This window comes from Chitinophaga ginsengisegetis, assembly GCF_900168065.1.
GTDB lineage: Bacteria > Bacteroidota > Bacteroidia > Chitinophagales > Chitinophagaceae > Chitinophaga > Chitinophaga ginsengisegetis.
In genome coordinates, this window is record NZ_FUZZ01000004.1 from 152,832 (window position 1) to 178,102 (window position 25,271).

At 46.5% G+C, this 25,271-nt stretch carries 29 protein-coding genes; 11 read left to right on the plus strand and 18 right to left on the minus strand.

What is annotated here, in order from left to right:
- Nucleotides 1–14: 14 nt before the first annotated feature.
- The 5 genes from B5Z18_RS23265 to pdhA form a co-directional block, all read right to left on the minus strand.
- Nucleotides 15–428, minus strand: coding sequence for an EVE domain-containing protein (locus tag B5Z18_RS23265; RefSeq protein ID WP_079472477.1), 414 nt, complete (start codon nt 426–428; stop codon nt 15–17).
- Between the two features lie 34 nt (nt 429–462).
- Entirely contained in the window at nt 463–1,182 is a 720-nt protein-coding gene (locus B5Z18_RS23270) for a (Fe-S)-binding protein (RefSeq protein ID WP_079471928.1), read from the minus strand.
- Nucleotides 1,183–1,207: 25 nt separating this feature from the next.
- Nucleotides 1,208–1,708, minus strand: a complete 501-nt coding sequence (gene ribH / locus B5Z18_RS23275) for a 6,7-dimethyl-8-ribityllumazine synthase (protein ID WP_079471929.1) — start codon at nt 1,706–1,708, stop codon at nt 1,208–1,210.
- Nucleotides 1,709–1,773: 65 nt separating this feature from the next.
- Entirely contained in the window at nt 1,774–2,472 is a 699-nt protein-coding gene (locus tag B5Z18_RS23280; protein ID WP_079471930.1) for a tetratricopeptide repeat protein, read from the minus strand.
- Nucleotides 2,473–2,592: 120 nt separating this feature from the next.
- Nucleotides 2,593–3,585 carry a pyruvate dehydrogenase (acetyl-transferring) E1 component subunit alpha gene (pdhA, locus tag B5Z18_RS23285; RefSeq protein ID WP_079472478.1) on the minus strand — a complete coding sequence of 331 codons (993 nt, stop codon included), beginning with the start codon at nt 3,583–3,585 and terminating at the stop codon, nt 2,593–2,595.
- A gap of 228 nt (nt 3,586–3,813) precedes the next feature.
- Between pdhA and recF the strand changes: the two genes are divergently transcribed.
- Together recF and B5Z18_RS23295 are read left to right on the plus strand one after the other, a co-directional pair.
- A complete protein-coding gene (gene recF / locus B5Z18_RS23290; RefSeq protein ID WP_079471931.1) occupies nt 3,814–4,893 on the plus strand; it encodes a DNA replication/repair protein RecF in 1,080 nt (359 codons plus the stop codon).
- A gap of 81 nt (nt 4,894–4,974) precedes the next feature.
- A complete protein-coding gene (locus tag B5Z18_RS23295) occupies nt 4,975–5,262 on the plus strand; it encodes a DciA family protein (protein ID WP_079471932.1) in 288 nt (95 codons plus the stop codon).
- 3 nt (nt 5,263–5,265) lie between these two features.
- On the opposite strand, the gene B5Z18_RS23300 is transcribed toward B5Z18_RS23295, so the two are convergent.
- The 6 genes from B5Z18_RS23300 to B5Z18_RS23325 all read right to left on the minus strand — a co-directional run bounded on the left by B5Z18_RS23300 (nt 5,266) and on the right by B5Z18_RS23325 (nt 9,559).
- The gene (locus B5Z18_RS23300; protein WP_079471933.1) at nt 5,266–5,775 is read right to left on the minus strand and encodes a DUF4252 domain-containing protein; all 510 of its coding nucleotides are present in this window, start codon (nt 5,773–5,775) and stop codon (nt 5,266–5,268) included.
- 17 nt (nt 5,776–5,792) lie between these two features.
- Nucleotides 5,793–6,314 (minus strand): DUF4252 domain-containing protein, encoded by a 522-nt coding sequence (locus tag B5Z18_RS23305; RefSeq protein ID WP_079471934.1) that lies wholly within the window; start codon nt 6,312–6,314, stop codon nt 5,793–5,795.
- A gap of 34 nt (nt 6,315–6,348) precedes the next feature.
- Nucleotides 6,349–6,822, minus strand: a complete 474-nt coding sequence (locus B5Z18_RS23310) for a hypothetical protein (protein ID WP_079471935.1) — start codon at nt 6,820–6,822, stop codon at nt 6,349–6,351.
- The gene (locus B5Z18_RS23315; protein ID WP_079471936.1) at nt 6,812–7,327 is read right to left on the minus strand and encodes an RNA polymerase sigma factor; all 516 of its coding nucleotides are present in this window, start codon (nt 7,325–7,327) and stop codon (nt 6,812–6,814) included. Before B5Z18_RS23315 ends, B5Z18_RS23310 begins: the two co-directional genes overlap by 11 nt.
- A gap of 87 nt (nt 7,328–7,414) precedes the next feature.
- On the minus strand, nt 7,415–8,470 hold the full coding sequence (locus B5Z18_RS23320; RefSeq protein ID WP_079471937.1) for an ABC transporter permease: 1,056 nt from the start codon (nt 8,468–8,470) through the stop codon (nt 7,415–7,417).
- A gap of 6 nt (nt 8,471–8,476) precedes the next feature.
- Entirely contained in the window at nt 8,477–9,559 is a 1,083-nt protein-coding gene (locus tag B5Z18_RS23325; RefSeq protein ID WP_079471938.1) for a BT_3928 family protein, read from the minus strand.
- A 247-nt stretch (nt 9,560–9,806) separates the two neighbouring features.
- Here B5Z18_RS23325 and folP point away from each other — a divergent pair, with 247 nt between their 5' ends.
- Nucleotides 9,807–10,670 carry a dihydropteroate synthase gene (gene folP, locus B5Z18_RS23330; RefSeq protein WP_079471939.1) on the plus strand — a complete coding sequence of 288 codons (864 nt, stop codon included), beginning with the start codon at nt 9,807–9,809 and terminating at the stop codon, nt 10,668–10,670.
- A 24-nt stretch (nt 10,671–10,694) separates the two neighbouring features.
- Nucleotides 10,695–11,507 carry a diadenylate cyclase gene (locus B5Z18_RS23335; RefSeq protein WP_079471940.1) on the plus strand — a complete coding sequence of 271 codons (813 nt, stop codon included), beginning with the start codon at nt 10,695–10,697 and terminating at the stop codon, nt 11,505–11,507.
- 140 nt (nt 11,508–11,647) lie between these two features.
- On the opposite strand, the gene B5Z18_RS23340 is transcribed toward B5Z18_RS23335, so the two are convergent.
- Nucleotides 11,648–12,529, minus strand: coding sequence for an FKBP-type peptidyl-prolyl cis-trans isomerase (locus tag B5Z18_RS23340; protein ID WP_079471941.1), 882 nt, complete (start codon nt 12,527–12,529; stop codon nt 11,648–11,650).
- Nucleotides 12,530–12,567: 38 nt separating this feature from the next.
- On the minus strand, nt 12,568–13,572 hold the full coding sequence (locus tag B5Z18_RS23345) for a DHH family phosphoesterase (protein ID WP_079471942.1): 1,005 nt from the start codon (nt 13,570–13,572) through the stop codon (nt 12,568–12,570).
- 165 nt (nt 13,573–13,737) lie between these two features.
- Between B5Z18_RS23345 and B5Z18_RS23350 the strand changes: the two genes are divergently transcribed.
- Complete coding sequence (locus B5Z18_RS23350; protein WP_079471943.1) at nt 13,738–14,154, plus strand: nucleoside-diphosphate kinase; 417 nt, start codon at nt 13,738–13,740, stop codon at nt 14,152–14,154.
- Between the two features lie 413 nt (nt 14,155–14,567).
- Complete coding sequence (xerD, locus tag B5Z18_RS23355; protein WP_079471944.1) at nt 14,568–15,467, plus strand: site-specific tyrosine recombinase XerD; 900 nt, start codon at nt 14,568–14,570, stop codon at nt 15,465–15,467.
- Nucleotides 15,468–15,584: 117 nt separating this feature from the next.
- On the opposite strand, the gene B5Z18_RS23360 is transcribed toward xerD, so the two are convergent.
- On the minus strand, nt 15,585–16,475 hold the full coding sequence (locus B5Z18_RS23360) for a hypothetical protein (protein WP_079471945.1): 891 nt from the start codon (nt 16,473–16,475) through the stop codon (nt 15,585–15,587).
- Nucleotides 16,476–16,960: 485 nt separating this feature from the next.
- Here B5Z18_RS23360 and B5Z18_RS23370 point away from each other — a divergent pair, with 485 nt between their 5' ends.
- From B5Z18_RS23370 to B5Z18_RS23390, 5 genes are all read left to right on the plus strand, one after another.
- On the plus strand, nt 16,961–17,374 hold the full coding sequence (locus tag B5Z18_RS23370) for a hypothetical protein (protein WP_079471947.1): 414 nt from the start codon (nt 16,961–16,963) through the stop codon (nt 17,372–17,374).
- Between the two features lie 218 nt (nt 17,375–17,592).
- The gene (locus B5Z18_RS23375; RefSeq protein WP_133256187.1) at nt 17,593–18,099 is read left to right on the plus strand and encodes a hypothetical protein; all 507 of its coding nucleotides are present in this window, start codon (nt 17,593–17,595) and stop codon (nt 18,097–18,099) included.
- A complete protein-coding gene (locus B5Z18_RS23380; protein WP_079471949.1) occupies nt 18,086–18,895 on the plus strand; it encodes a sensor histidine kinase in 810 nt (269 codons plus the stop codon). The genes B5Z18_RS23375 and B5Z18_RS23380 overlap by 14 nt, the downstream gene beginning before the upstream one ends.
- 118 nt (nt 18,896–19,013) lie before the next feature.
- Nucleotides 19,014–19,670 carry a response regulator transcription factor gene (locus B5Z18_RS23385; RefSeq protein ID WP_079471950.1) on the plus strand — a complete coding sequence of 219 codons (657 nt, stop codon included), beginning with the start codon at nt 19,014–19,016 and terminating at the stop codon, nt 19,668–19,670.
- Between the two features lie 19 nt (nt 19,671–19,689).
- Nucleotides 19,690–20,541: a DUF2911 domain-containing protein gene (locus B5Z18_RS23390; protein ID WP_079471951.1), complete on the plus strand. Its 852-nt coding sequence runs from the start codon at nt 19,690–19,692 to the stop codon at nt 20,539–20,541.
- A gap of 47 nt (nt 20,542–20,588) precedes the next feature.
- Here the strand turns inward: B5Z18_RS23390 and B5Z18_RS23395 are convergent, their stop codons facing one another.
- From B5Z18_RS23395 to B5Z18_RS23400, 4 genes are read right to left on the minus strand one after another with little or no spacing between them, the layout of a single operon-like run.
- Nucleotides 20,589–22,289 carry a sodium:solute symporter family transporter gene (locus tag B5Z18_RS23395; protein ID WP_079471952.1) on the minus strand — a complete coding sequence of 567 codons (1,701 nt, stop codon included), beginning with the start codon at nt 22,287–22,289 and terminating at the stop codon, nt 20,589–20,591.
- The gene (locus tag B5Z18_RS32950; protein ID WP_262488121.1) at nt 22,286–22,417 is read right to left on the minus strand and encodes a hypothetical protein; all 132 of its coding nucleotides are present in this window, start codon (nt 22,415–22,417) and stop codon (nt 22,286–22,288) included. The genes B5Z18_RS23395 and B5Z18_RS32950 overlap by 4 nt, the downstream gene beginning before the upstream one ends.
- 3 nt (nt 22,418–22,420) lie before the next feature.
- Complete coding sequence (locus tag B5Z18_RS32585) at nt 22,421–22,597, minus strand: hypothetical protein (protein WP_159454401.1); 177 nt, start codon at nt 22,595–22,597, stop codon at nt 22,421–22,423.
- 13 nt (nt 22,598–22,610) lie between these two features.
- On the minus strand, nt 22,611–25,088 hold the full coding sequence (locus B5Z18_RS23400) for a PIG-L family deacetylase (protein ID WP_079471953.1): 2,478 nt from the start codon (nt 25,086–25,088) through the stop codon (nt 22,611–22,613).
- Nucleotides 25,089–25,271 lie beyond the last annotated feature (183 nt).

Below are 25,271 nucleotides of genomic sequence, written 5' to 3' on the forward strand. Positions count from 1 at the left end.
CTCTGTAAAAATACTTACTTCTTCATACCCCCCATTTCCATAATCGCCTCAAACTCTTCCGGCTTTACATCGCATACCGATAAGCGTCCCTGGCGGATGAGCGACAGGTTGGCCAATCGTTTTTCGGCTTTCATCTGGGCCAGTGTTACGGCCTTTTTAAAGGGCTTTAATGGTTTAAGGTCTACCACCACCCAGTTTGGATCGGGTGTAGTGGGATCCTGGTAGGCTTCTTTGGCAACGGTGGCCAACCCTACTATTTCCATCCCTTCATTGCTGTGATAGAACAGTACCTGGTCGCCTTTTTTCATGCCCCGGAGATTGTTACGTGCCTGGTAGTTACGTACGCCATCCCAGAAGGTGATCTTGTCTTTTACAAACTGATCCCAGGAATATTTAAATGGTTCAGATTTCACCAGCCAATAGTTCATATAGCATTCAATTTTCGTAATCAGATCGTTGGAATTACCAGCCGCTGGCCAATACATCTGCAATGTGCATCACTTTGATGTTGGTACCGTGTTTACGGATATAACCATCCAGGTGCATCAGGCACGAAAGGTCGGTGGAGATCAGGTAATCGGCTCCGCTGTTAACAGCGTTGTGTACTTTCTGTTCGCCCATTCCCATTGAAATAGGTTCAAACTTAACGGCGAAAGTACCACCAAATCCGCAGCAAACTTCGCAGTCGTTCATCTCTTTCAGCTCCAGTCCTTTTACTTTTTCCAGCAGTTTGCGTGGGCCTTCTTTAATATGGCATTCCCGCAGGGCGCCGCATGCGTCGTGATAGGTAGCCACCCCATTAAGGGTAGCGCCCAGGTCTGTTACATGCAATACGTCTGTGAGGAATTCGGTAAACTCGAAGAGGTTTTTCTTCAGCAGTTTCACATCGTTGTGTGCGGCTGAATTATCGAACAATTTGCCATAGTAGTTTCTTACAAAACCGGTACAGGAACCGCTGGGCGCAACAATGTAGTCGAAGGTTTTGAAGTCCTTTACAAACTTGGTAGCTACGGTACGGCATTCATCCTGGTACCCGGCATTGTAGGCCGGCTGACCGCAACAGGTTTGTTCCGCGTTATACATTACATTACATCCCAGTTTCTCGAGTACCTTCACCATATTGAAGGCGGTTTCAGGAAACAGCTGATCTACAAAACACGGTATAAATAACTGTACATTCATCTCTATAGCTTTTAGCGATTAGCCCTTAGCTCTTAGCTAACTTTCTTTGCAATGCAATCATCTTCAGTGCAGTAATGGCAGCTTCTTCCCCTTTATGGCCGTGGGCCCCGCCGAGTCTGTCCTGCGCCTGCTGTTCGTTATCTACCGTCAGAATTCCAAATATAACAGGAACGGGTAACTGAAGGTTCAATTGAAGGATCCCTTCTGTTACGGCTTTACACACATAATCGAAATGAGGTGTTTCGCCACGGATCACGCAACCGAAAGCAATAATAGCGCCAGGCTGTTTGCCGGTGCCTTTCGTGGTTTCCCAGTATTGCTTACAGGCGTAAGGTAATTCGAAAGCACCAGGTACAATTATTTTCTCTGATTTGGTGATGTTATACTGTGTGAAGGCTTTTTCGCAGCCGTTTACCAGTTCATTCACGATGGCATCATTCCATTCGGTATACACCATAACAACACTGGCATCCTCCAGGTTGAGAATGCCAGCGTCATTTAATAAGCTTTTATTGTGCTCGGACATATTCTATAGCTTTGGGCTGTTGGCAGTTAGCTGTCAGCTAAAAACTAACAGCTAACTGCTAATAGCTAGTTCTTTACATCTCCCAGTCTTGCCAGGTATTTGTCCATTTCACGACCTTCGTTAGTGGTAGGAAACTTCTCTTTAATTTCTTTGTAGATAGTGATAGCATCCTGTGATTTACCGGCTCTTTCCAGGGCCTGGCCTGCACGGAACAGGTATACAGGGGCAGTCAGTTCATTATCGTTGTAGTGACCTGCTTTTTTGTAGGATTCAATACCTTCATCTGCTTTATTCAGCTCCATGTAAGCGTCGCCGATCAAACCGTAGGCAGTGGGTTGCAGCAGCAGATCATTGGAACTAAAAGATTTCAGCATGTCGATACCTTTCTGGTATTCGCCCAAACGGATATAGCAAACGCCTGCGCTGTATTTGGCGAGGTTACCGGCTTTGGTGCTGCCGTATTTATCTGCTACCTGGATGAAACCGTAGTTATTACCGTCGCCGTTCAGAGCCAGTTTGAATGAATCTACCGCGAAGTAGTTTTGTGCATGGAAAATCATTTCCTGTGCTTTGTTTTCATTTGGCTGTTTTACAAAACGGTTATAAGCGAAGAAACCGCCTACCACTACTACTACAGCCAATACGGCTATAGAAATAACATTTTTGTTTTTATAGAAGAAATCTTCTGCCTTGTGCATGGATTTCTCCAGGTCAAAATCTTTTGTAGGTTGAGGCACGGTGGCTTTATCTTTAGTTTCTGCCATTGTAAGGTGTAATTGTGATTGCTTGGTTATTAAATATAGGGTTTAGCTTTAGGCTTTAAGCCTTTAGCAGATGCAGCTTTGCTACATTTACTAAAGGCTTAAGGCAGATAGCTAAATACATTAGTCAACGATGAATGGATAATCTTCCTGAACGTAAACGTCTTTCAGCAATTCATCATCGGCTGGCCACGGAGATTCTTCTGCGAATGTTACACACTCTTCCACTTCCGCTTTTACGCGTTCGTTGATCGCTTCGATTTCTGCTTCGGTAGCCCATTTATTTTTCTGAATAACTCTCAGTACTTCGTTGATCGGATCTTTTTCCTTGTATTCTTCGAGTTCTTCTTTTGTGCGGTATTTAGCGGGATCACTCATGGAGTGGCCACGGTAACGGTATGTTTTGATTTCCAGGAGGGTTGGACCGCCGTTTTCACGACCGCGTTTCACCGCTCTTTCGATACCATCGTGTACAGCTTCGCAGCTCATACCATCGATAGAATCGGCCGGCATTTCATAAGCATCCGCCAACTTATAGATATCCAGTACATTGGAGGTACGTTCCACGGAAGTACCCATAGCGTACATGTTATTTTCACAAATGAAAATTACCGGGAGCTTCCAGGTCATGGCCATGTTAAAGGTTTCATGGAGGATACCCTGACGGGCAGCGCCATCACCAAAGAAACACAACACCACGTTGTCTGTTCCTTTGTACTGCTCTGCAAGCGCCAGTCCGGCACCTGTACCTATCTGAGCTCCAACAATACCGTGGCCTCCGAAGAAGCCATGCTCTTTGGAGAAAAAGTGCATACTGCCTCCCTTTCCTTTCGAACAACCGGTTGCTTTACCATACAGTTCAGCCATACAAGCTTTAGCGGAAATTCCTTTTGCAATTGCCAGCGCATGATCACGGTAGGCAGTGATGAATTTATCCTCCGGCTTGGTAGCTGTCATCGCACCAGCAGCAATTGCTTCCTGTCCTATGTACAAATGACAAAAGCCACGGATTTTTTGCATCCCGTACAATTGGCCTGTCTTTTCTTCAAAGCGGCGCAGCAAAAGCATCAATTCATACCAGTACAGATATGTCTCTTTGGTGAATTTCGTCTTCACGTCTGTTTTAGTTTGCACTCTTTCTAAATTTGTTCGCAAATATAACAGGAAAATCGTAAAATATAAATATCAATTCTAATTCCCATTAAATTATGCAATTTCATCAATTTCAAACAGTTTTGCATTTATTTGCACGGGAATCACAGGGAAGTTCCCATTAGAGCGGTTTTTTATCACTTATACAAGTGATAATTTTCGCATATTATTATTTACGAATAATCTTTTTCTTTGCTTTATATAAATAAAATATCACTCGTCCAGTTCAAAAATTACAGCCAGGCGACCTTTTCCTTCGGACACAGGATCGTAGGCATCACCGGCCGCAACGGCGCGGGTAAAACAAACCTGCTGGACGCCATCTACTACCTTTGCTTCACCCGCAGCTATTTTACCAGCAGCGAAAGTCAGAATACCCAGTACCAAACCAATGGCTTCCGCCTGGAAGGCTATCTTGAAAAAAATAACCAGGAAGAAAAGATCGTATGCACCCTCAAAGAAGGCCGGAAAGAAGTAAGCCTTAACGAGGACCGGTACGACCGCTTTTCACGGCATATCGGGCAGTTTCCTGCGGTGATGATTGCCCCGGACGATGCCGATATCATCCTGGGGGGCAGCGAAGAAAGACGCAAATGGCTGGACAGCCTCCTCTCCCAGCTGTACCCGGAGTACCTCGACCACCTGATCATCTATCAGAAAATATTATTACAACGGAACAGCCTCCTGAAAAACATGGCCACTACCGGGCAGAACCAGGATAGCCTGCTGGATGTATTCGACCTGCAGCTGGTGATGCACGGCGTACCGGTATACGAAACCCGCAAAGCCTTTCTTCAAACCTTTATCCCGCAGGTGCAGCGCCTGTACGATTATATTGCCGGCACCCACGAAGTAGTGAATATTCAATACCAGTGTACCCTGCAGGAAGAAGATTATGCGGTACAACTGCACCAGTCCAGGTACCGCGACATGCAATTACAGCGCACCACTACCGGTATTCACCGCGACGACCTCCTCTTTTTACTGAACGGCCACCTCATGAAAAGCAGCGCCTCACAAGGCCAGCGCAAAAGCTTTCTATTTGCACTGAAGCTGGCGCAGTTTGAAGTAATCCGCCAGCACAAAAAGTTTCCCCCGCTCCTGTTGCTCGATGATATCTTTGAAAAGCTGGACCAGGAAAGAGTGAGCCGCCTGATTGCATTGGTAGCCAGCGATAATTACGGCCAGGTGTTCATCACCGATACACACGCAGAGCGCCTGCAACAAGCGTTTGCAGGCACCGGCGAAGCTATACAGCTGATAACGATATAGCTTTCAGCTTTCCTCAGCAAAGTTGATCACCAAAAGCTAAAAGCCAATCATTGAGAACCAAAAAATCACTAGCTTCGCACCATGCGTCATGGAACTACCAGTATCGGAGATGCGCTCCGGGAATTTATGAATAAGAGCAGGATGAAACCCCGTCTCACGGAAGTGCGCATCCAGGAAAACTGGGAGAAACTGATGGGTAAAACCATTGCCCGCTACACACAGAGTATCCAGTTGATTGATCATAACCTGATCGTTACAACTACGGTGGCGCCGCTAAAACAGGAATTAACTTATTCGAAAGACAAGATCATCAAGCTGGTGAATGAAATGCTCGGAGAGAACATTGTAAAGGAAGTGATGATCCGGTAGGTATCAGTTGGAGGCAAACTGGTGAATCAGTTCGTTGATATCACTTATTTTCAGGGAGGTTTGCAGGTTTACGATCAGGAAGTCATTTTCATCCTGCACCAGCATCACCACATTACCCAGTTCGTCGTCTTTCCCCTTGTTGAGTATATGGATCAGGTTTCCCTTTTCTCTCACTTCCATCAGCATCTCAAAATTTTCATTCCGCTGCAGGTTACTTTTCAGATCAGCGATATCGTCGTAGCTCACCGTGGCGCCCTTCACGTTGGAAATGGTATACATCTTTACTTTGCGCACATTTTTAAGCGCATGTTTAATCGCCCTGGCATCGGCATCCTCACTATCAAACGACAGGCATAAACTTCCCAGCTGGAGCGCAAATTTGCCAATGTTCACGGTGTGCACTTCCGCGCTTCCCCTGTACTTGTTGCGGAATTCACGCAAACATTTATCCTGGGCTTTTACAGCGGTAGCAGATAGAACGATACAGCTTGCAGCAATGAGTAATGATTTCATGGGGGTGGTTTTAAAAGTTATTTCTTCTTCACATTTTTTAGTTTATCCATTCCCTGGATATTCACACCGTTGGCGATCTGGGATATTTCATTGAGATCCAGCGTACCTACGAGGCTCATGGCCAGGAACTCATCGGAGCTGCCTACCAGCATTACCAGTTCATTGATATTGCCTTTTGCATCTTCCTTGACGAGGAACTTCAGGTCGCTGTTTTTATCGCGCACCGTCATCAGCTCTTCAAAGTCGCTGCCCAGAAAGGCTGCAGCCTCTTTGTATAAGCGCGGGCCATCTTTCGTGCTTTCCTTTGTGAGGATACGGAGTCCTTTCAGTTTCTGGATCACTTTCATCATGTTTTTGGCATCTGCGTCGCCGGGATCTACTTTGGCGAACATGCTGAACATTTTGGGTGTGATGGTGATAACGGTGAAACTGCGGTCGTTCTCATACTTCTGGAAGAACCGTTCTATGACGCTTCCCTGCTGCGCGAAGAGGTGAAAACTGGCGAAGACCGCCAATAGTAATAACAAGAATCGTTTCATCTTTCTAAATTTATATCAGGTTTTAAAATGGCCGTTAGTCTTCCTTGCCTTCTACCACGGCGGTAGCTTCATTGAAATAAGACAGCTGCTGCATCTTTGAAGTGCCTTTGTGCAGGTTTTTAGCCAGCAGTTGTAAAGCTTTCTTTGTTTCATCCAGCGCTTTCTGCGGATCGTTCATTTCCTGTTGCTGTAAGGCCACCAGTACCTGCTGCTCACGCTGCTGGTGCTGTTTGAGCGCATAGCCAATGCCTACTGCCACCATGATGACGGCTGCATACTTCATCCAGTGCCTCCAGGGTGACAGCTTCACCACTTTTACCGGCGGCGCGTCCCATACTTTTTCCGCCTCCCGGTGAAAATACCCGAACAAGGGGGCTGCTTCCTGCAACGCTTCCGGCAGGGCTGGATGTGGTGTACTGAAAAAATCCCGCAACACCGCTTCCTCTTCAAGGGTAGTTTCTCCTTCCCAATACTTTTCCACCAATACAGTGATTTCTTTATAATCCATATACCTGCAGGTTTTGTAGTTTTTCGCGTACCGTTTTACGGGCACGGTGCAAATTCACTTTAACGTCGTTCATGTCTATATCGAGTATGTCGGCGATCTCCTGGTAGGAATGTCCGTCGATATCCCTCAGTTGAAGGATGGTGCGGTACTTTTCCGGCAGCCCGTTGATGGCCACATGCACTTTCTCCATTACATCATTCTGTTCCGTTACCGCATGCGGACTTTTCTGGTGCGTTGCCGGCAGCTCTCCTGCCCTGTCCAGTTCATCAGACATCCGGTATTTCCTGGATTTGATTTTATCCAGGGCCAGGTTGCGGGTGATGCGCATGCACCATGCTTCCATGTTTTGCAGCTCCGCCATCTTCTCCTGCATGTCCCATACTTTCATGAGGGCATCCTGGGTAATATCCTGCGCGTCTTCCTCGTTGCCCAGCAGGCGGAAAGCAAAGCGGTAAAGCTTTTGCCTGACTGGAACTACCTGGGTAAGGAATCGATCTAATGACATGCAGAATAGTACGTTTTGAAAGAAGACGACTGTAAAAAGAAGATGTTACAAAGATGCGGATATTTTTTTTGAGAGATGGGCCGGGCGCTAGTCCAGTTTGATCCGCGGATCAATGAGCGTATACAGCAGATCGGCCAGGAGGTTGACGATCACGAAGATGCCGGCCGTAAAAAGAATGGCCCCCATCACAACGGGGAAGTCGAATTTGTCCAGCGCCTCCACGGTTACCTTGCCGATGCCTTTCCAGCCAAAGATGTATTCCACGAAGAAGGCGCCTGCCAGCAGTTCGGCAAACCAGCCGGTGATAGCAGTAATAACCGGGTTGAGCGCATTGGGCAGCGCATGCCGCCAGATCACCGTAGACCGGGAAAGCCCTTTGGCATAGGCGGTGCGGATATAATCCTGGTGCAATACATCCAGCATGGCGCTACGGGTGAGTTGCACAATGATGGCCAACGGGCGGATACCGAGGGTAATGGCTGGCAGTACCAGGTTGCGCAGGTTTAATACCCTGCCTTTGAACGGATCTACATCAAACAGGTTGCCCGACATATGCAGGCCGGTGTAATCGCTGAGTACAAAGCCAAACAGGTAAGCCAGCACGATGCCGGCAAAAAATGAAGGGGCTGAAATGCCCGCCACGCTGGCGAACACGGCGCCGGTGTCCATCCAGGTATTTTGCTTCACCGCCGATAATACACCCAGGGCGATACCGGTGATGGTGGCAAACACCATTGCCGCTACTGCCAGCAGCAAGGTACCCGGCAATGCTTCCATTAAAATATCCCACACCTGTTTTTTGCCCTGGTAAGAGCGGCGGAGATAGGGTGCTTTCAATACCAGGAGCTTATCATTTGATATATGCGCTACCGTTAGATAGCGGAGATTTTCATCTGCCTCCTGTTGGGTGTGGATTCCAACCGGCAGGAGGTCGTTCAGATAATACAGGAACTGCGTCCCGACCGGCTGGTCGAGATGCAGTTCCCGGCGCACGTTTTCCAGGGAAGCCACGTCGGCCCGCTGTCCTAATGTAAGCCGCGCCGGATCGCCGGGCAGCACATTGAACAGGAAGAACACCAGCACCACTACACCGAGCAGTACCAGCAATCCATATCCGGTTTTACGAAGCAGAAAACGAAGCATATATTATTATGGTATATCATTGTAGTGCCACTTCCCTTTAATGGTGCCTTTGTTCAGCAGGATCAGGGCAGGATTGCTTCTGCCGGCGGTTTTAATGGCTACGCCATCCATCTGTACAAAAGGAAACTCCAGGCCGTGTTGTTGCTTGAAGGCCGCAATCTCCTCTTTGGTAGAAGCGGTTACTCCATATATAACTACCTGCTGGTTTTTCCATTGCTGTTGCAGCGCTTTTATTTTCTCGTCCCAACCGCTGCCGGCCTTTTGGGTATTCAGTACCAGGAAGAGATATACCGGTTTGGATTCAGACAGGATAGCTTCCGTTTGGTTAACCCCATCGAGGTCAGTGAGGATGAAATCCTTGATAGCCGGTTCTGCGTTTCCTTTCTTCACCAGTTTATCTTTACGGTCTACAAACTTCCAGGTGCTGTCTGACCACGGGTAGTTGTCGGCAGTAAATTCTTTCTTCTCTCCATTCTTTTCATATATAAACATCATCTCGTACACGTCTGGTGTAGCGCCCGGAGGCAGTTTCATCTTCTCCGGAATATTATTACCTACTTTATAAGGCAGGCAATCAAAGAGCGGCAGGTGTTTTAAAGTGTACCGCTGGATACCAAAGGCGAACAAAACGGAGAGCAGGAATACTGCACCGGCTCCTTTAAAGAGCGGCTGTATGGTATTGCGGTAAAAGAAGATAACGAGGATCATCACCAGCAGGATCACATCTTTCCAGAAGGTTTCCACGGCAGTGAGTTTGATACAGTCGCCAAAGCAGCCGCATTCGCGGATAGTACCACTGAACAACGCATATCCTGTGAGGAAAGTAAAGAATATAATAAGCAGCAATAGCAGTACGGAAAAGATCCGCATGCGGTAGCCGATAAGTACCGCTACACCGGCAATAATTTCAAAGGCATTCATGATAATAGAAAATGCCAGCGAATAGGGAGAAAGGAATGTGAGATGCAGCACTTCGAAAAACTCCTCCATTTTATAGCTGAGTCCTAACGGATCATTGGCTTTAATCAGACCAGAGAAAATGAATAACACCCCAACGATTATACGTAACAGGTTAAGGATAATCTTCATAAAATAGTTTAATGGTTAAGTGATCCGTGAAGATAAGAACAATCAGGGTTTACCTCTCCGGGAAATTGATGAGCGTATCTGAAAGTGAGTTGACAGCGCGTCAAATCTATTTCTGAAATTGAACGTCTAAATTCCTAAATTCGGAAATGATTGATTTTCCTTCTTAGATTTGCAGGCAAAATAAAGAATTTCAGGTAAAAGGCCGGAACTATGTGAAAATTCAGGAGCAACTTCTTAACGCATTCAAATGAAACCACACCATATCCCGACAACAACATCTTCACCGGTAATAAATTGCAGGGGCCAATTGTTATCCCTGGCTACTCCTGCTGTAATGGGTATTATCAATGTTACCACCGATTCCTTTTATGAGGGCAACCGCATGCATGAGCTGCACCAGGTGATGGAGAAAGCGAAACAACACCTGGAGGAAGGCGCCGCCATACTGGATCTGGGCGCGCAGAGTACCCGGCCGGGTGCGGAGATGGTGGGACCGGAAGAAGAGATGCACCGGCTGATTCCTGCTATCCATGCCATTCTGAATAAATATCCTGCTGCCATTATATCTGTAGATACATGGTATGCTGCGGTGGCAGAGAAAGCAGTACATGCCGGCGCCGCTATTATTAATGATGTAAGCGCCGGGGATATGGATGCGGCTATGATTCCGGTTGTTGGTACGCTGCAGGTGCCTTATATTGCGATGCACATGCAGGGCAAACCTGCTACTATGCAACAAAATCCGCAGTATGAAGATGTGGTTGCCGATGTACTGGATTACCTGAAGGAAAAGCTGGCGGCCTGCCGTGCTGCAGGTATAAAAGACTTTATTGCTGACCCGGGATTTGGCTTTGGAAAAACAATTGACCATAACTATGCCTTGCTGAAAAACCTGCGCCTGTTTTACGATATACTTGGCGTACCTGTGCTGACGGGTATTTCCCGTAAGTCGATGATCTATAAACTGCTGAACATAACCCCTGCCGAAGCCTTGAACGGCACCACCGTATTAAACACCATTGCCTTGCAACAGGGCACACATATATTAAGGGTACACGATGTAAAAGCCGCTGTGGAAGCGGTAAGGATTATGGAGAAAATGAATGGATAATTTAATCTTGCTATTTTTACAACTATGAAGGAAGTAATAGAATTTTATGGAGTTGAGTTTCGATGGCTGGATCTTCTGGACCTGCTGATTGTTGTTTTTTTAATCATTCAGTTGTATCGTTTATTAAAGGGTAGTCTTGCTTTTAATATTTTCGTAGGCCTGTTAATGGTATATGCAGCGTATTTCCTGGTGAGGGCATTGAAGATGCCTATCCTCACTATTATCCTGCAGAACTTTATTAACGTTGGTATCATTGCGATCATTATCATCTTCCAGCCGGAGATCAGGAAGTTCCTGCTGGTGCTGGGCAAGAAAACCCCCTTGAGCAAGGATAGTTTTTTAACCAAGTTGTTCCTGCCTGATAAGTTTAAGAGTTATAAAGAAGAAGAAAACATTATTAATGAAATTATTGTGGCAGTAAGCCGGATGCAGAGCACCTTTACCGGGGCTTTGATGGTGATTGCCACCACCTACCGGTTGAAATTTGATTCTGCGTCCAGTATTCCTATCGATGGGAACGTGAGTGCAAAGCTGATTGAAAGTATTTTTGAGAAGCACAGCCCGCTGCACGATGGCGCGCTGATTATTGTGGGTAATAAGATCCTGGCGGCCAAAGTGATCCTGCCGGTATCGGAGAATCCGAACCTGCCTACCCGTATCGGGTTGCGCCACCGGTCGGCCGTAGGGATTACAGAGCATAGCGATAACCTGGCGATCATTGTTTCTGAAGAAAGGGGTACGGTGTCTTATGCGATCGATGGGGTGCTTACCCAGGATGTATCACTGGAAGACCTGAAAGTGAAATTGTACGAGGTGCTGATAGACGGGTACGCCTGATACTTTAAACACGCTTTATCTACGCTTCATGTACGCTTTATCTACGCTTCATCCCTGGCGATGAGGTGGACCTGAAGAAACTGCATAAAAAGAAAGCCCCCTGCCAAACGGCAGGGGGCTTTCTTTTTATGTTGTAATAATTACTTACCTGGAGTTGGCGTAATTGGTTGAGCCGGAGCCGGAGCACCTGCTTTAATGTCTACCAGTTGTACATCAAATACAAGGATAGAGTTTCCAGGAATTACCGGAGGACTTCCCTGTAAGCCATAAGCCAGTACAGAAGGAATTACCAGGGTAGCTTTGGAACCTTTTTTCAGGCCGCTTAAACCAGCATCCCAGCCTTTGATCACGAAACCGCGGCCGATAGGGAATTTAATTGGTTCTAAGGGCATACCTGGGCGCATAGTTGAATCCTGGCTGGAATCAAATACTTTACCGGTGGTGAGTTTACCAGTGTAGTGTACATAAACGGTATCACCTGGATTAGGTGTACTGCCTGTACCTTCCTGGGTTACTGCTACGTAAACGCCTTCAGCGTTTTTAGTGGCGTTGATCTTGTTTTTATCCAGGTACTCTTTAATGAGTTTTTCGTCTTTTTCTTTCTGGGCAGCAGCAGAGTATTTGTTTTCTACCGCGAAAGTGATTTTCAGTTTATCACCTTTTTTACCAAATGGAGGACGCTCCTGAGCTGGTAATGAATCCCATGGAATGATAAAAGTAGCGCTATCACCTTCGTGGAGGAGAGCAATACCTTCCATCAGATCGTACTTGTTCTGTGGTTTTGCCACCAGCACCGGAATCGCAGCACCTACCATTTTACGGGAATCGCCCAGCAGGGAGTCATTGATACGCTGGGTAACATTCACCAGGGCAGTATCGCCTAATTTCAGTTGTGCTCCGCTGCCGGATTTGTGAACGATATACTCAATACCGCCCGGTGTTTTTTTAACACCTGTACCGCAACTGGCTAAAAGAAAGCCTAAAGCCGCAGTTGCAACTAAAAACTGATTGTTTTTTTTCATTTGATTGTATTAGTAGGTTGAAATACTTTATTTACAGTTTATTGTAACAGGTCTTCGTTCTCTTCCACGGCTTTGATAAAGCGGTCCACTGTTTTTTCCAGCGGATCGGTGCTGCGCCCTCCTGAAGCGTTGAAATGCCCTCCCCCGTCGAAATATTTGCGGGCGAAGGTATTTACGTCGAAGTCGCCTTTGGAGCGGAACGACAATTTCACTTCCGAATTGCGGTCAATGATCAAAGCGGCCATCTTGATGCCCTGTATGGATAACAGGAAATTCACGAGTCCTTCGGTATCTCCGGTCTGGAGGTCGAACCGTTTAAGATCGGAATACGGGATGGCCAGCATGGCGGTATTATATTCATAGAACACTTCCATGCGGTTCAGCAGACTATGTCCGAGGAAGCGCAGGCGGTTTTCCAGGAAGTTATCATAGATCGCCTGGTGGATCACCTCATGTTTCAGTCCTCTTTCCATCAGGTCGGCCACCATACGGTGTACAGCAGCAGAGGTAGATGCAAAGCGGAAAGATCCTGTATCTGTTACAGTGCCGGCATAAATGCACTGTGCAATTTCGAGGTTAATATACTGCTCATCTCCCAATTTATATATAGTTTCATAAACTAATTGGGCGGTGGAGCTGGCTTTTGTATCGCTCACCCCGTAGTCAAAGCTGGGCTGTGGCTCCAGATGGTGATCTATCAGAATTTTGATACAGTCCAGTTTTTCCAGGTGGGGCGCCAGATTTTTGGTGCGGTAGAGGGCGTTGAAGTCCAGGCAAAACAGGAGATCAATGCCTTCCAGTGCCTGAATGGCCCGATCCATAGAGGATTCGTAGTCAATCACGTCGTCCGCGCCTGGCATCCACTTCAGGAAATCCGGAAAATTTGTAGGTGAGATTACAGTTACCTGATGCCCTTTCTGTACTAAGTAGTGATACATTGCTAAGGAAGATCCCATCGCATCCGCGTCCGGCTTCTGGTGCATCGTAATCACCACTTTCTTAGGGCTCTCCAGCAAAGGCTTAATTTCCTCGATCGGCTTCATTAAAAAACTGTAATGTTAAGAGTTGATTTCCAATCACAACAAGTGGTTGAAACAGAAAACGAAGTGCGAAGATCTTTATTTGAGCCAGAATTTCAAAATTTTTTACCACTAAAGAAAATGTAATTACTTTTGCGGCCTAATCTGTAATTCGGAATTAAACATTATATGAGCAACAGAACATTTACTATGATCAAGCCTGATGCAGTAGCAAACGGGCACATTGGCGGCATTTTAAACATGATCAACGCTGCAGGTTTCCGCATCGTAGCCATGAAAATGACGCAGTTATCTACTGCTAAAGCAGGTGAGTTTTATGCAGTACATGCGGAAAGACCTTTTTACGGTGAACTGGTAGAATTCATGAGCAGCGGCCATATCGTAGCGGCTATCCTGGAGAAAGACAACGCCGTAGAAGATTTTCGCAAACTGATCGGTGCTACCAATCCTGCCAATGCAGAGGAAGGTACCATCCGTAAAAAATACGCAGAGTCTATCGGCCGCAACGCGGTTCATGGTTCCGACTCTGATGAGAACGCTGCTATAGAAGGTAACTTCTTCTTCAGCGGTCTGGAGAAATTCTAGTACTGATTGGCAAAATCATTACCACAAAGGTCAGCTTCGTTGAGGCTGACCTTTTTTATTTGTTATGTAGTTCATTTTAAATAACTTATGTAATTCTAACAAAGTATTACTTTAAACAAGAAGATAAAACTGCCAAAAAGGCGCAATCACATGATTTTTAATAAAAATATGATACCTGAAAACAGGCAAAAAAGATCGTTCCAAACGTAAAAACCAGCATTTTTTATATCTCAATAAAAATATCATTATCAATCAATTATAACAAAACATCATCATCTTACTTTAAGTAAAACCACTCCCCTCTTTTTATCTCTAAAAACACCCGTTTTTACTGGTATTATTTTACCACTTTAAAGATATTTTCCCGGATAGCCGTTACCGTAGTTTTGTAAAAAAGCATTTAACTTGCCGGCATGTGGGAATCATTCCGGAAACTATTTAAAGGCTATTTAAGATTGGAGCGGTCCATGTCCGACCACTCCGTGGAAGCATATGTAAGAGACGTGGAGAAACTGGAGCAATACCTCCTCGCTCACGGAAAAGAAAAACTCCGGCCCCAGGACGTGACTTTTGAAGACCTGCAGGATTGTGTACAATGGATCGCCAAACTGGGGATGACTGCCAGCTCCCAGGCCAGGACTATTTCCGGCCTCAAAGCCTTTTACAAGTTCCTCCTGCTGGAAGACATGGCCCATGACGATCCCACCCAACTACTCGAAGCCCCGAAGATTTTACGCAAGCTGCCCGACGTACTCACCTTTGAAGAGATTGAAAAGATCATTGCCCAGATACCGCTGGACACCGCCGAGGGGCACCGGAATAAAGCCATCCTTGAAACCATGTACAGCTGCGGGCTGCGGGTAAGCGAGGTAATTAACCTCCAGATCACCCAGCTCCATATGGATGTGGGATTTATCCGGGTAATCGGGAAAGGCAACAAGGAAAGGATGGTGCCTATCGGGAAAGACGCCATGCGGCAAATAGATATTTACCGGAGAAATGTTCGTATAGCGCTGCCCGTTAAGCACGGCGAGGAAGATACCCTATTTCTCAACCGCCGCGGCGGCGCACTGAGCCGGGTGATGATCTTCCTTATTATAAAGGAGCTGACCCAAAAAGCGGGTATTCATAAAAATGTATCGCCCCATACTTTCCGGCACTCCTTTGCCACCCACCTGGTGGAAGGTGGCGCCGACCTCCGCGCCGTTCAGGAAATGCTGGGACATGAGAGTATTACCACCACAGAGATCTATACCCACCTGGACAGGGAATATTTAAGAGATACCCTGATGCGTTTTCATCCCCGGTTTTGAGCGTTTAAACGAAAACAGCTACCGGGGAAAGGTAGCTGTTTCATTTCTGCTGTTAGAAGGTCACAAACAATCGGGTAGTTTTTGCCATGATAAGGAAGGTATACACAAACAATCTTGTTACAATAAGCTATGGGTTAGCAAGCGGTATTTATCACTCTTCTTTCTCTTCTGACTGGTGAGGGTGATCACATCACTGAACCAGTTGCCAAGCTGGTCGGAGGCGCGTTTCACCCGGGACGACCGGTAAATTATATTTACGTTGCTGCAGGGGCCCAGGTCTTGCCGGTTAGGCATACGGGCCATCTTTTCGTCTTCCGCCCACAGCAACTCGTTGTTCCTGTAAACTTTGAAATATACATCCGGTCCCAGGTTCCTGCGGCCGGGGATGAGGGAGTGCATGACACCGTTTGCAAGGTGCTGTCTTGAAAAGTGAAGGGTGTAGCGGCCTACCTCGTTGGTATGCGCCTGCCCGATGAGCTTACCGGTGAGGGCATTATAGGCTTCTACTTTCAGGTGTGGTTGTCCTGACGCCGCCATGTGTGGTTTTACCAGTCCGGTGATCACCCAGGCGCCGGCGTTGGCGTATATATTATGCCAGGTGGCGGCCGGAATAACATAAGCATAGGCGCCTACATAACCGCCGCTGTTACGTTTCCAGTGCAGCACCAGTTTGCTCAGGTGGAAATTGCGGGACTGTTTCGTGCCGTTTTTTCCGGGCAGCTGATCCAGGCACAGATCCAGTTCCAATGCTTCAGTGAAGAGGTGTACTTCCTTCCACTGGAGACTGAAGTTGCCTTTTTCATCCAGGGTGGCTTCCGCCAGTAACCTGTCGGCCTTCATCAGTACTTCCCGGGCCGACAGTGGTTTCATGTCGTTAAAAATTCCGTGGGGCTGATCTGCCGCCTGCAATACAGCAGGCAGGTAAACCCGGATACGCGCATTGGCCAGGGGCTCTACGCAATCGTTACAAATAAGTGCAGAGATGTTTCCGATTAATAGGTAACTCATAATTTTATTTTTTTTAAAGAAAAAAAAAAGGGGTTAACGAGCATCACCTGATGAATTGATTCTGCATAATACTAACCGAAAAAAACAAACATGGTAGAAAGGCCAATTACTTTGAACTTTTCTGAGGACAATAGATTTAAAGCCGGTTGACAATACAAAGATTGAGAACTTTAAAGGAGCAGTCAAGCGTTTAACAACTGAAAAAAAGCTTTACGTAGAACTACGCAAAAGGAGGAAGGGAAATACGGTACCCACCTTTTAGCCGTTTCCTGGTATGCAAAAAGTGATGCGTATAAATACGCATTTTGAAGTGGCGGATACGTAATCCGGTATGCGTATGGAGATCCATAAAATCGCGGAAAGCCAATAGCACACCGCATTCCCCCTGCGTAAAAACGCAGTTGCGGCTTATATTACCCGTCAATGGCCGGATTGTATATGCAATTATTTATAATAATTTTACAGCAAACTAAAACTTACCCACTATGAATGATTTTCCAAAAAGGCCGATCCCTTCGGATACCGGCGCTTTCATTTCACTTGAAGAAATGGTCACCCTTACAAAAAATCACGATGAGGATCATGTAAATCAGAAATCCTTTGGTACCCATGTTAAGGCGATGTGTTTTGGTAAGGATAAAATTATTGAGTTGCTTGACCAGCCCGGCGCAACTGCTTTAAGGATCTATTATGGTATTAAGGTAGATACCGACGGAGATGGAATAAAGGAGAAGAAGATGATCCTGGTAGCGGTAGATGAAGAGGGCAATGATATACTCCCTACTGAAACCACCAATGCCGGCCCTGGTGGCGTAGTGTCCAAAGGCGCTATGGCGAAAATTCTTGATTCAGGACTACCATGCCCCGAATATTGCTCAAAACCAGGAGGAAAAGGATAAGTGATAAATAATATCATCAACACAGCCATCTCGTGAATGTAACTTTATTTTATACTATTTTTTACAGCATGGTGGGGGTCGAAGCACTGGTCTTGATCCCCTTCCTTTTAAATTATAAGTCCCTGAATTTTTCATCCAGGTGCCTGCTTTTTTATATAGTAAGCTGTATTGTCTTTGCCGGAGGGTCTGTTCTTGTACAACGGTATATCGGGAATAACATGTGGTTTTTCAGCCTTATGCACTTCATCCAGTTTGCGATCCTCTCTGTATTTTACTACCGGAATATTTCTAACCCCACTATGAAAAGCATTGTAAAGTATATGCCTTTCCTGTTACTGGCGATATTTATATTTGACCTGTTTTTCATAGAGGGGGTCCGCGCATTTAACTCCATTTCATCGGGAGTGAAGCAGCTTGTAGTACTTACCTATGGTCTTTATCTCTTTTTACAACTGCTCAGAGACAGGAATCTTATTGAAAAATCGATATACATTGATTCTTTACCAATATTCTGGTATAATTCAGGGATCTTCATCTTTGCCTGTACCGAATTTCTATTTTGCATCAGCTATAACCACCTGCAGGCGCTTTTCACCACAGGAATAGCCAGAATGGGGATGACCATCGCAATATTGAGTATCAATTATATTGTTGGAATGATATCAATGATTCTTCTTTATATTGGGTTCTCTAAGATCAAAAAACTAAAACATGCGAATTATTGATGTTATTGTAATTGGTACTACAGTAATGTTAATGCTGGGAGTCATCGTGATATTGCTGGTAATGCTCCAACAAAAAATGGTTATCCAACATAAACTTGATATACGTGACAAGGACCTCCAGCTCCAACGGGAACGCCTCATCGCAGTACTCCAGGGACAGGAACAGGAACGCAAACGTATTGCGGAAGACCTGCACGACGAAGTGGGCGCCCAGCTATCCGTACTGAAACTCAACCTGGGCGGCCTGCAGCCACTGCTGAAAACCGGCAACGGCGAAACAGAGCGGCTTAAGGAAACCAAAGACTTCACAGACACCATTATACAACAACTGCGGTTCATCTCCCAAAGCCTGCACCCCCAGGCGTTGGAAAACCTGGGCCTGGCACATGCGCTGGACTCCTTCTGCAACCTGATGAACAAAAACAAGCAGGTAAAAATAGCTTTTAAAACTGCCGGCAACGGGCAAACCGTCGACCGTGAGAAGGCACTGAATGTATACCGCGTAGTACAGGAACTCATCAATAACATCCTGAAACATGCACAGGCAACAGAAGTACTGATCACTTATCAAACCACTCCTTCCCTGCTTACCCTCACCGTGGAAGACAATGGAAACGGCGCTTTACTAACGTCGCTGGCCGCTTCCCGTACCAAAACCGGCAGCCTGGGACTTAAAAATATTGAAAGCCGCCTCAATATTATCGGTGGAAACATTAACTTCACTCCCGGAACACCACAAGGTACCATTGCTACGATAAGTGTAGAGAATTATCAGTCACCTGCACAGAATAGTTGATACTTATGTTGTTTTATTACTAAATTGCCATCCGGTTGTGTTGAACCCGCTTGTAACGACATGACTCATAGTAATTTATTCTAAATAAAATAATAGCAAATCTTCTAACTGTCCACCTATGGCACACATAAAAGTGGCCATTGCTGATGATCACAAGATCTTCCGCAGTGGAGTCATAAACACACTGATTCCTTATGAAAATATCAGCTTCGTTTTTGAAGCCGACGACGGCCTGCATCTGCTGCAGATCATGGAAACACAACAACCGGATGTTATTCTGATGGATCTTAAAATGCCTAATATGGATGGCATCGAAGCTACCATTAAGGTAAAGGAAAAGTATCCTGACGTAAAGATCATTATACTCACCATGTACGAAGACGACAACTTCATTGTACACCTGGTGGAAAACGGCGCCAACGCCTACCTGTTGAAAAACGCGGAACCGGAAGAGATCTATGAAGCCATCTGTACCACCTTTGAAAAAGGATTTTACTTTAATGATAACGTAAACCTGGCACTGCTTAAAAAAGTATTACACAAAAACAAACAACAATTTAAGCCAACACTCAAAAACGAAATCCAGCTCAATGACCGGGAGCAGGAAGTACTGAAGCTGATCTGCAATGAACTGACTACCCAGGAAATTTCTGAACAGATTTTCCTGAGCCCCCGCACTGTAGAGGGTATCCGTCAAAAACTACTGGAAAAAATCAACGTTAAAAACAGCGTTGGCCTGGTACTGTATGCATTCCGTAACGGATTAATAGAATAGTTTTAAATACCCACCAAATATGAGTACTATCAGAACCTTTGCCGCTACAGCTGGCGCTATGCTGCTGTTGTATGCCGGCACTACCCTGGCCCAGGGCATTAAAATGCCTGCGCCAAGTCCTACGCAAACCATTAAACAGGACTTCGCTTTATCCAATATAGAGCTGAGCTACTCCCGTCCGCTGAAAAACGGCCGTGTAATCATGGGCGACCTGGTGCCTTATGGTAAAGTTTGGAGAACCGGCGCCAACAGCGCTACCACCGTTACCTTCGGAGAAGATGTAACTTTTGGCGGCGTACCCGTGAAAGCTGGTAAATATGGTTTACTTTCTATCCCCGGCGCACAGTCATGGACCGTTATCCTGACCAGCAGCCTCGATGTAACCAGCCCCGCCGCTTACAAACCTGAAAACGATGTAGCCCGTGTAAACGTAAAACCCGTTGCCACTCCTTTCAGCCAGGAAAGCTTTACCATCGGATTTGAAAATGTACGTTCCAACTCCGTGGTACTGGCCCTCAGCTGGGATAAAACCAAAGTACCCGTAGTGATCAAAGCGGACATCGACGATAAAATTACCGCACAGATCAACGATGCCATGCAGAACGCCGAAAAGAAACCTTACTTCCAGGCAGCCGTATATTACTATGAAAATGGTAAAGACATCAACAAAGCGGTAGAATGGATCAATGAGGCTGCTACACAAAGCCCCGACGCTTTTTGGGTATGGTATCAGAAAGCCCGCATCAATGCGAAAGCTAAAAATGTGAAAGTAGCAAAAGAAGCAGCACAGAAGTCAATAGAACTGGCTACTACTGCTAAAAACGACGACTATGTAACGTTGAACAAAAAGTTACTGGCTACCTTAAAATAAGCACAAAGCTATTACAGCGGATCCTATCTGCTGTAATAGCTTTTATTTTATATCTCTTTTATTACTTTCTCTTTAACAAAATACTGGAAGATCCAACCCAGCAATACCACCAGCATACAACCAATCGCATTAAGCCAGAGGAAAGACACCGTACCGGTCCAGTAAATCACCAACACCACTATTTCCCCGATAATAGCCGCCCAGAAAGTAGCCGTGCCGCCTACCCGCTTCAGGTAAAAAGCCACCATGAAAATACCCAGGATCACCCCGTAAAACCAGGAACCCAGTACATTTACTACTTCTATCAAACTACCCAGGCTCCCCGCAAACTGCGCCACCAGGATACAGAATACACCCCAGATCAATGTCCACAGTTTGGATATTTTGAGATAATGCTCTTCTGATGCATGCTCGTTGTACAATCTTTTGTACACATCTATCACCGTGGTAGACGCCAGCGAATTCAGCGCCGCAGCAATACTGCCCCATGCGGCCAGGAAGATGATGGCAATCAGTAATCCCACCAGTCCTTTCGGCAAACTGTTCACCACGAAATGAAGGAATATATAGTTGGTATCGTTGGTATCTGCAGTGGGGTCCGATTCTTTGATGAGCGACAATGCTTCCGTTCTTACCTCCTGCGACTGATCATCCGTTTGCTGCAATGCTTTTTTTGCGGAGGCAATTTGTGCGTGGTTGCCTGTTTCCAGCGCAGCGGCCAGTTGCCTTACCTGCTGCTGTTTCAACGAACCCAGTTCATTGTACTGGTCTTCCAGCTTCTGCAGCGCCGGCCCCTGTTCGGTTTTATGCACCCTTGCCAGTTGTGCTTCATTAAAGAAAATGGGCGCACGGAAATACAGGTAAAAAACAAATACCAGGGCGCCTATCAGCAGGATCAGGAATTGCATGGGCACCTTTACCAGTCCATTCATCAGCAGGCCCATACGGCTTTCTTTTATCGATTTCGCAGTAAGGTACCGGCCTACCTGCGACTGATCCGTACCGAAGTACGATAACGCCAGGAAGAACCCTCCTATCACCCCGCTCCAGATATTGTATTTATCCTGCCAGTCGAATTTCGTCACAATCACATTCAGCTTATCCATTTTACCGGATACCTGCAACGCCTGTTTAAAACCAATATCCGCCGGTAACAGGTGCACTACCATCCAGCCTGCGAGGAACATACCACCAAAGATGATGGCCAGCTGGAACGTTTGTGTGTAGGCCACTGCGCGGGTACCGCCCGCCACGGTATAAATGATCAGCAATCCGCCCATGATCATATTTGTCCAGTACAGGTTCCAGCCCAGTAAGGACGACAAGATAATAGAAGGTGCGCAGATGCTGATACCGGTTGATAAACCGCGTTGGATCAGGAATAATGAAGACGCGAGGGTACGTGTTTTCAGATCAAACCGTTGCTCCAGGAATTCATAAGCCGTATATACTTTCAGTTTATGGAAGATGGGAACAAACGTAATACAAAGCACTACCATTGCCAGGGGCAAGCCGAAGTAATATTGTACAAAGCGCATTCCGTCCGTATAAGCCTGGCCGGGCGCTGATATAAAGGTAATAGCGCTGGCCTGGGTACCAATGATCGACAGCAGAATGATGTACCAGGGCATAGACTGGTTATCCAGGAAATAACTTTCCATGTTTCGCTGGCCACGGCTTTTCCAGACACCATAAAATATAATTACAGTGAGGGTACCAATCAGTACCATCCAATCTAAAGGACTCATGAAAATGTTTTGGTGAATAAGTAGAAGAGTACTACCAGTAACAGCAACCAGGCTATTACCAATACGTACCACCACCCCCATGATGGAAACAACGGCGGTTTTTCTTCCTGCAGGTTATCTGCTGCCATAGCTTAATCGTTTGAATTGCTTTTAGTCCACATACTGCTGGTCAAGAGTCCCAGTGCAATACCAATGATCAATCCCACCTGTACGCGCTTGATGGTAAATCCTATCAGCAAGCCGAGGATAATACAAAAGCCGGCAGCGATCTTCAGCCTGGGACGATTTTGTTGATGCTTCTTACTCATTTTCTTTCATCCCCTATTTTACAGAAATCAGGTTTACAAATAAACGATAGGCGCCGGGTACGCCGGCTGGCAGCTGCCTGAAAAATGATAAGCCGGTATATACATAACATCCTTTGCCATAGCGGGCAACGAGGGTAGATCCATCGAGCGGGCCTTCTCCTTTGTCGTTCATGCTGAAAGGCTTATCATATGCTTTGTCGGCATTAGCCGTGTAATATAATCCTCTTTCCTGTACCCATCCGTTAAAATCGGCGGCGGTAATTTCATTTGGATAATGCAGCACCGGGTCTTTCGGGTTATTAAAGGTTACCGCAGCATTTTCATCTGTTACCCTGTCGCGCGACAGGCCGAACGGATACGGTCCCAGGTTACCGGTTACCAGCGGGCCATTCACGTTGTACTGGATCACCAGTTTGCCGCCGTTATTTACATATTCCATCAGCTTTGGCTGCCAGTATTTCATACGTGCGTTTACGTTATAAGCGCGCACACCGGTGATAATGGCATCATATTGTTGCAGGCTGCCATTCATGATATCTTTTTCGCCCAGCTCGGTTACATCGTATCCTACCTGGCGGAGCGATGCCGCCACCATATCGCCGGCGCCGGGGATATATCCGAGGCGGTTGCCGTTATGTTTCAGGTTAACGGATACCAGCCTGGCCTGCGCCGGAGGGAATAGGGTGATTACGGGAATATGATCGTAGCGGATCTGTTGCAGGCTTTGCGTATATTCTTTACCGTTACAGGTCATTACAACGGTAAAAGTATCTGCATGATTTTCTGCTACTCCTTTAACCGGCTTGATATCAAACCGGAGTTCCACCTCATCCCCTTTCTGTTTTAAGCTGAAGGGCTGGCTGTTGCCGTCGGTAAAGCCGGCGGGTAATTGCAGGCGTACCGTTCCCTGTGTGTTATCGGCCATGGCGCGGAGCTTCACCGGCACCGACTGTGCTTTGGTATCTGTAAAAATATATACCTGGTTGCTGAGATCGGCCACTACCGGTGGCGCTATTACCAGCGGCTGGTATAGTTCTCCTTTTACCGGGTCGGTGTATTTATATTGTAAGGCGCGTGCAATGGTAAATGGTTGTCCGCCGATAGTAAGATGGATTTGCGCCTGCAGTGCAGGAATATTCTCCGGGTTGCCTATCAGCAACGGATCATTGATGATGTATGTGCCTACCGGGTGTGCGTAGGCCAGCCAATAAGGTTGCGACTCCGGTGTGTTGGCGGGTACCTGCAATGTTTTGGAGATGCTGGTAAATTTATTGAAGGCCAGTGGTTGCGGATCGCCGGCGTTGATGTTGCCGGGCAGATCAATCTTATCCAATGTTATTTTTACCGGGCTCCTGTTGATCAGCTGCACGGTAGCTTCCATATTGGTTCCGGGCACTACGGTGGGCGATGTGCTGTAAGCCTCCGCCCATAAGCCTGCGCAGGCATAGATCAGTTGCTCGGTTTCTTTCAGTTTGAGATTGCGCCAGTATCCTTCGGGTAAAGCCTGGATGGCACTGCGTATTTCCAGCAGGGCTGGTACGGAAGCGGCAGGATCTTCCATGTTGTAAGCGGCCAGTGCGGCGTCTACAAGGGCGCCTACTTTAGCGCCGCCGGAAATCCTTGTCCAGCTGGTATTGATATCGTCGAGTAAGCTGTTTTTTGGTGTGTTGCCTTTAATAGTCAGGAAGTATTCCTGCGAGGTACCGCGGGATGCCGGTACGCCAAATCCCTGGCTCTTGTGCTGGGAGCGGCTTTCAGCGGCTATTTCCCCGAAGCCTTTTCCGAGCAATGGGTTGTAAGCGCCTACGTCTATTTTAAACTGGTCGTCGGAAGTAGTGTTTACGTTGCCAAAGCTGAAGGTATTCCAGAGGATCCGTTTGGCCTGCCAGGGTTTCACCACTTTTAACTGTTCCGGAAAGCGTTTTGGATCGGCGGCGGCGCTATACGCTTCTTCCGCCAGCATGGCCGAAGCGGTATGGTGTCCGTGCCCGGCGCGACTATCGGCCGGGAAGCGGCAGATGATCACATCCGGTTGAAATTTACGGATCATATATACTACATCTCCCAGGATCTGTTCCCGGTTCCAGATGGTAAATGTTTCCTGTGGATTTTTGGAGAAGCCGAAGTCCTGCGCGCGGGTAAAGAACTGTTCCGCTCCATCGATGCGGCGTGCTGCCAGCAGTTCCTGCGTGCGGATCAGGCCAAGTAATTCTGACTGTTCGTTACCTACCAGGTTTTGCCCGCCATCACCGCGGGTGAGCGACAGGTAGCCGGTGCGATATAGTTTTTCCTTTGCCAGGTAACCTAGCAAACGGGTATTTTCATCGTCCGGATGGGCGGCAATGTATAATACGCTTCCCAGCGTATCTAACTTTTTTAATTGCAGTTTTATGTCGGCTGCGTTCCATACAGGTGAAGGCTGTGCCAATGCGGGTAAACCCAATGCTGCCAATAAAATTATAACCAGTGCGGTAGATCGTCTTATAAACATTTGGTGGTACGTGAATTTACAGATGGCCAAAAGTAATAATTAATTAGTGGGACGGGAAGATAAATATGATGAGCGTAGCAGAACATAGGATAGTTGTACTCCAGGTACATATATGAACAGTGACTGTATCAAAAACGAACAATTTAAATATATTCTAAATATACATTATTTTGGTTTATATGT

Excerpts from the sequence above, each read along its gene's own strand:
- B5Z18_RS23265 (WP_079472477.1), bottom strand. The coding sequence starts at position 428 with ATGAACTATTGGCTGGTGAAATCTGAACCATTTAAATATTCCTGGGAT.
- B5Z18_RS23270 (WP_079471928.1), bottom strand. The coding sequence starts at position 1,182 with ATGAATGTACAGTTATTTATACCGTGTTTTGTAGATCAGCTGTTTCCT.
- ribH (WP_079471929.1), bottom strand. The coding sequence starts at position 1,708 with ATGTCCGAGCACAATAAAAGCTTATTAAATGACGCTGGCATTCTCAAC.
- B5Z18_RS23280 (WP_079471930.1), bottom strand. The coding sequence starts at position 2,472 with ATGGCAGAAACTAAAGATAAAGCCACCGTGCCTCAACCTACAAAAGAT.
- B5Z18_RS23295 (WP_079471932.1), top strand. The coding sequence starts at position 4,975 with ATGCGTCATGGAACTACCAGTATCGGAGATGCGCTCCGGGAATTTATG.
- B5Z18_RS23300 (WP_079471933.1), bottom strand. The coding sequence starts at position 5,775 with ATGAAATCATTACTCATTGCTGCAAGCTGTATCGTTCTATCTGCTACC.
- B5Z18_RS23305 (WP_079471934.1), bottom strand. The coding sequence starts at position 6,314 with ATGAAACGATTCTTGTTATTACTATTGGCGGTCTTCGCCAGTTTTCAC.
- B5Z18_RS23310 (WP_079471935.1), bottom strand. The coding sequence starts at position 6,822 with ATGGATTATAAAGAAATCACTGTATTGGTGGAAAAGTATTGGGAAGGA.
- B5Z18_RS23315 (WP_079471936.1), bottom strand. The coding sequence starts at position 7,327 with ATGTCATTAGATCGATTCCTTACCCAGGTAGTTCCAGTCAGGCAAAAG.
- B5Z18_RS23320 (WP_079471937.1), bottom strand. The coding sequence starts at position 8,470 with ATGCTTCGTTTTCTGCTTCGTAAAACCGGATATGGATTGCTGGTACTG.
- B5Z18_RS23325 (WP_079471938.1), bottom strand. The coding sequence starts at position 9,559 with ATGAAGATTATCCTTAACCTGTTACGTATAATCGTTGGGGTGTTATTC.
- folP (WP_079471939.1), top strand. The coding sequence starts at position 9,807 with ATGAAACCACACCATATCCCGACAACAACATCTTCACCGGTAATAAAT.
- B5Z18_RS23335 (WP_079471940.1), top strand. The coding sequence starts at position 10,695 with ATGAAGGAAGTAATAGAATTTTATGGAGTTGAGTTTCGATGGCTGGAT.
- B5Z18_RS23340 (WP_079471941.1), bottom strand. The coding sequence starts at position 12,529 with ATGAAAAAAAACAATCAGTTTTTAGTTGCAACTGCGGCTTTAGGCTTT.
- B5Z18_RS23345 (WP_079471942.1), bottom strand. The coding sequence starts at position 13,572 with ATGAAGCCGATCGAGGAAATTAAGCCTTTGCTGGAGAGCCCTAAGAAA.
- B5Z18_RS23350 (WP_079471943.1), top strand. The coding sequence starts at position 13,738 with ATGAGCAACAGAACATTTACTATGATCAAGCCTGATGCAGTAGCAAAC.
- xerD (WP_079471944.1), top strand. The coding sequence starts at position 14,568 with ATGTGGGAATCATTCCGGAAACTATTTAAAGGCTATTTAAGATTGGAG.
- B5Z18_RS23360 (WP_079471945.1), bottom strand. The coding sequence starts at position 16,475 with ATGAGTTACCTATTAATCGGAAACATCTCTGCACTTATTTGTAACGAT.
- B5Z18_RS23370 (WP_079471947.1), top strand. The coding sequence starts at position 16,961 with ATGAATGATTTTCCAAAAAGGCCGATCCCTTCGGATACCGGCGCTTTC.
- B5Z18_RS23375 (WP_133256187.1), top strand. The coding sequence starts at position 17,593 with ATGTGGTTTTTCAGCCTTATGCACTTCATCCAGTTTGCGATCCTCTCT.
- B5Z18_RS23380 (WP_079471949.1), top strand. The coding sequence starts at position 18,086 with ATGCGAATTATTGATGTTATTGTAATTGGTACTACAGTAATGTTAATG.
- B5Z18_RS23385 (WP_079471950.1), top strand. The coding sequence starts at position 19,014 with ATGGCACACATAAAAGTGGCCATTGCTGATGATCACAAGATCTTCCGC.
- B5Z18_RS23390 (WP_079471951.1), top strand. The coding sequence starts at position 19,690 with ATGAGTACTATCAGAACCTTTGCCGCTACAGCTGGCGCTATGCTGCTG.
- B5Z18_RS23395 (WP_079471952.1), bottom strand. The coding sequence starts at position 22,289 with ATGAGTCCTTTAGATTGGATGGTACTGATTGGTACCCTCACTGTAATT.
- B5Z18_RS32950 (WP_262488121.1), bottom strand. The coding sequence starts at position 22,417 with ATGGCAGCAGATAACCTGCAGGAAGAAAAACCGCCGTTGTTTCCATCA.
- B5Z18_RS32585 (WP_159454401.1), bottom strand. The coding sequence starts at position 22,597 with ATGAGTAAGAAGCATCAACAAAATCGTCCCAGGCTGAAGATCGCTGCC.
- B5Z18_RS23400 (WP_079471953.1), bottom strand. The coding sequence starts at position 25,088 with ATGTTTATAAGACGATCTACCGCACTGGTTATAATTTTATTGGCAGCA.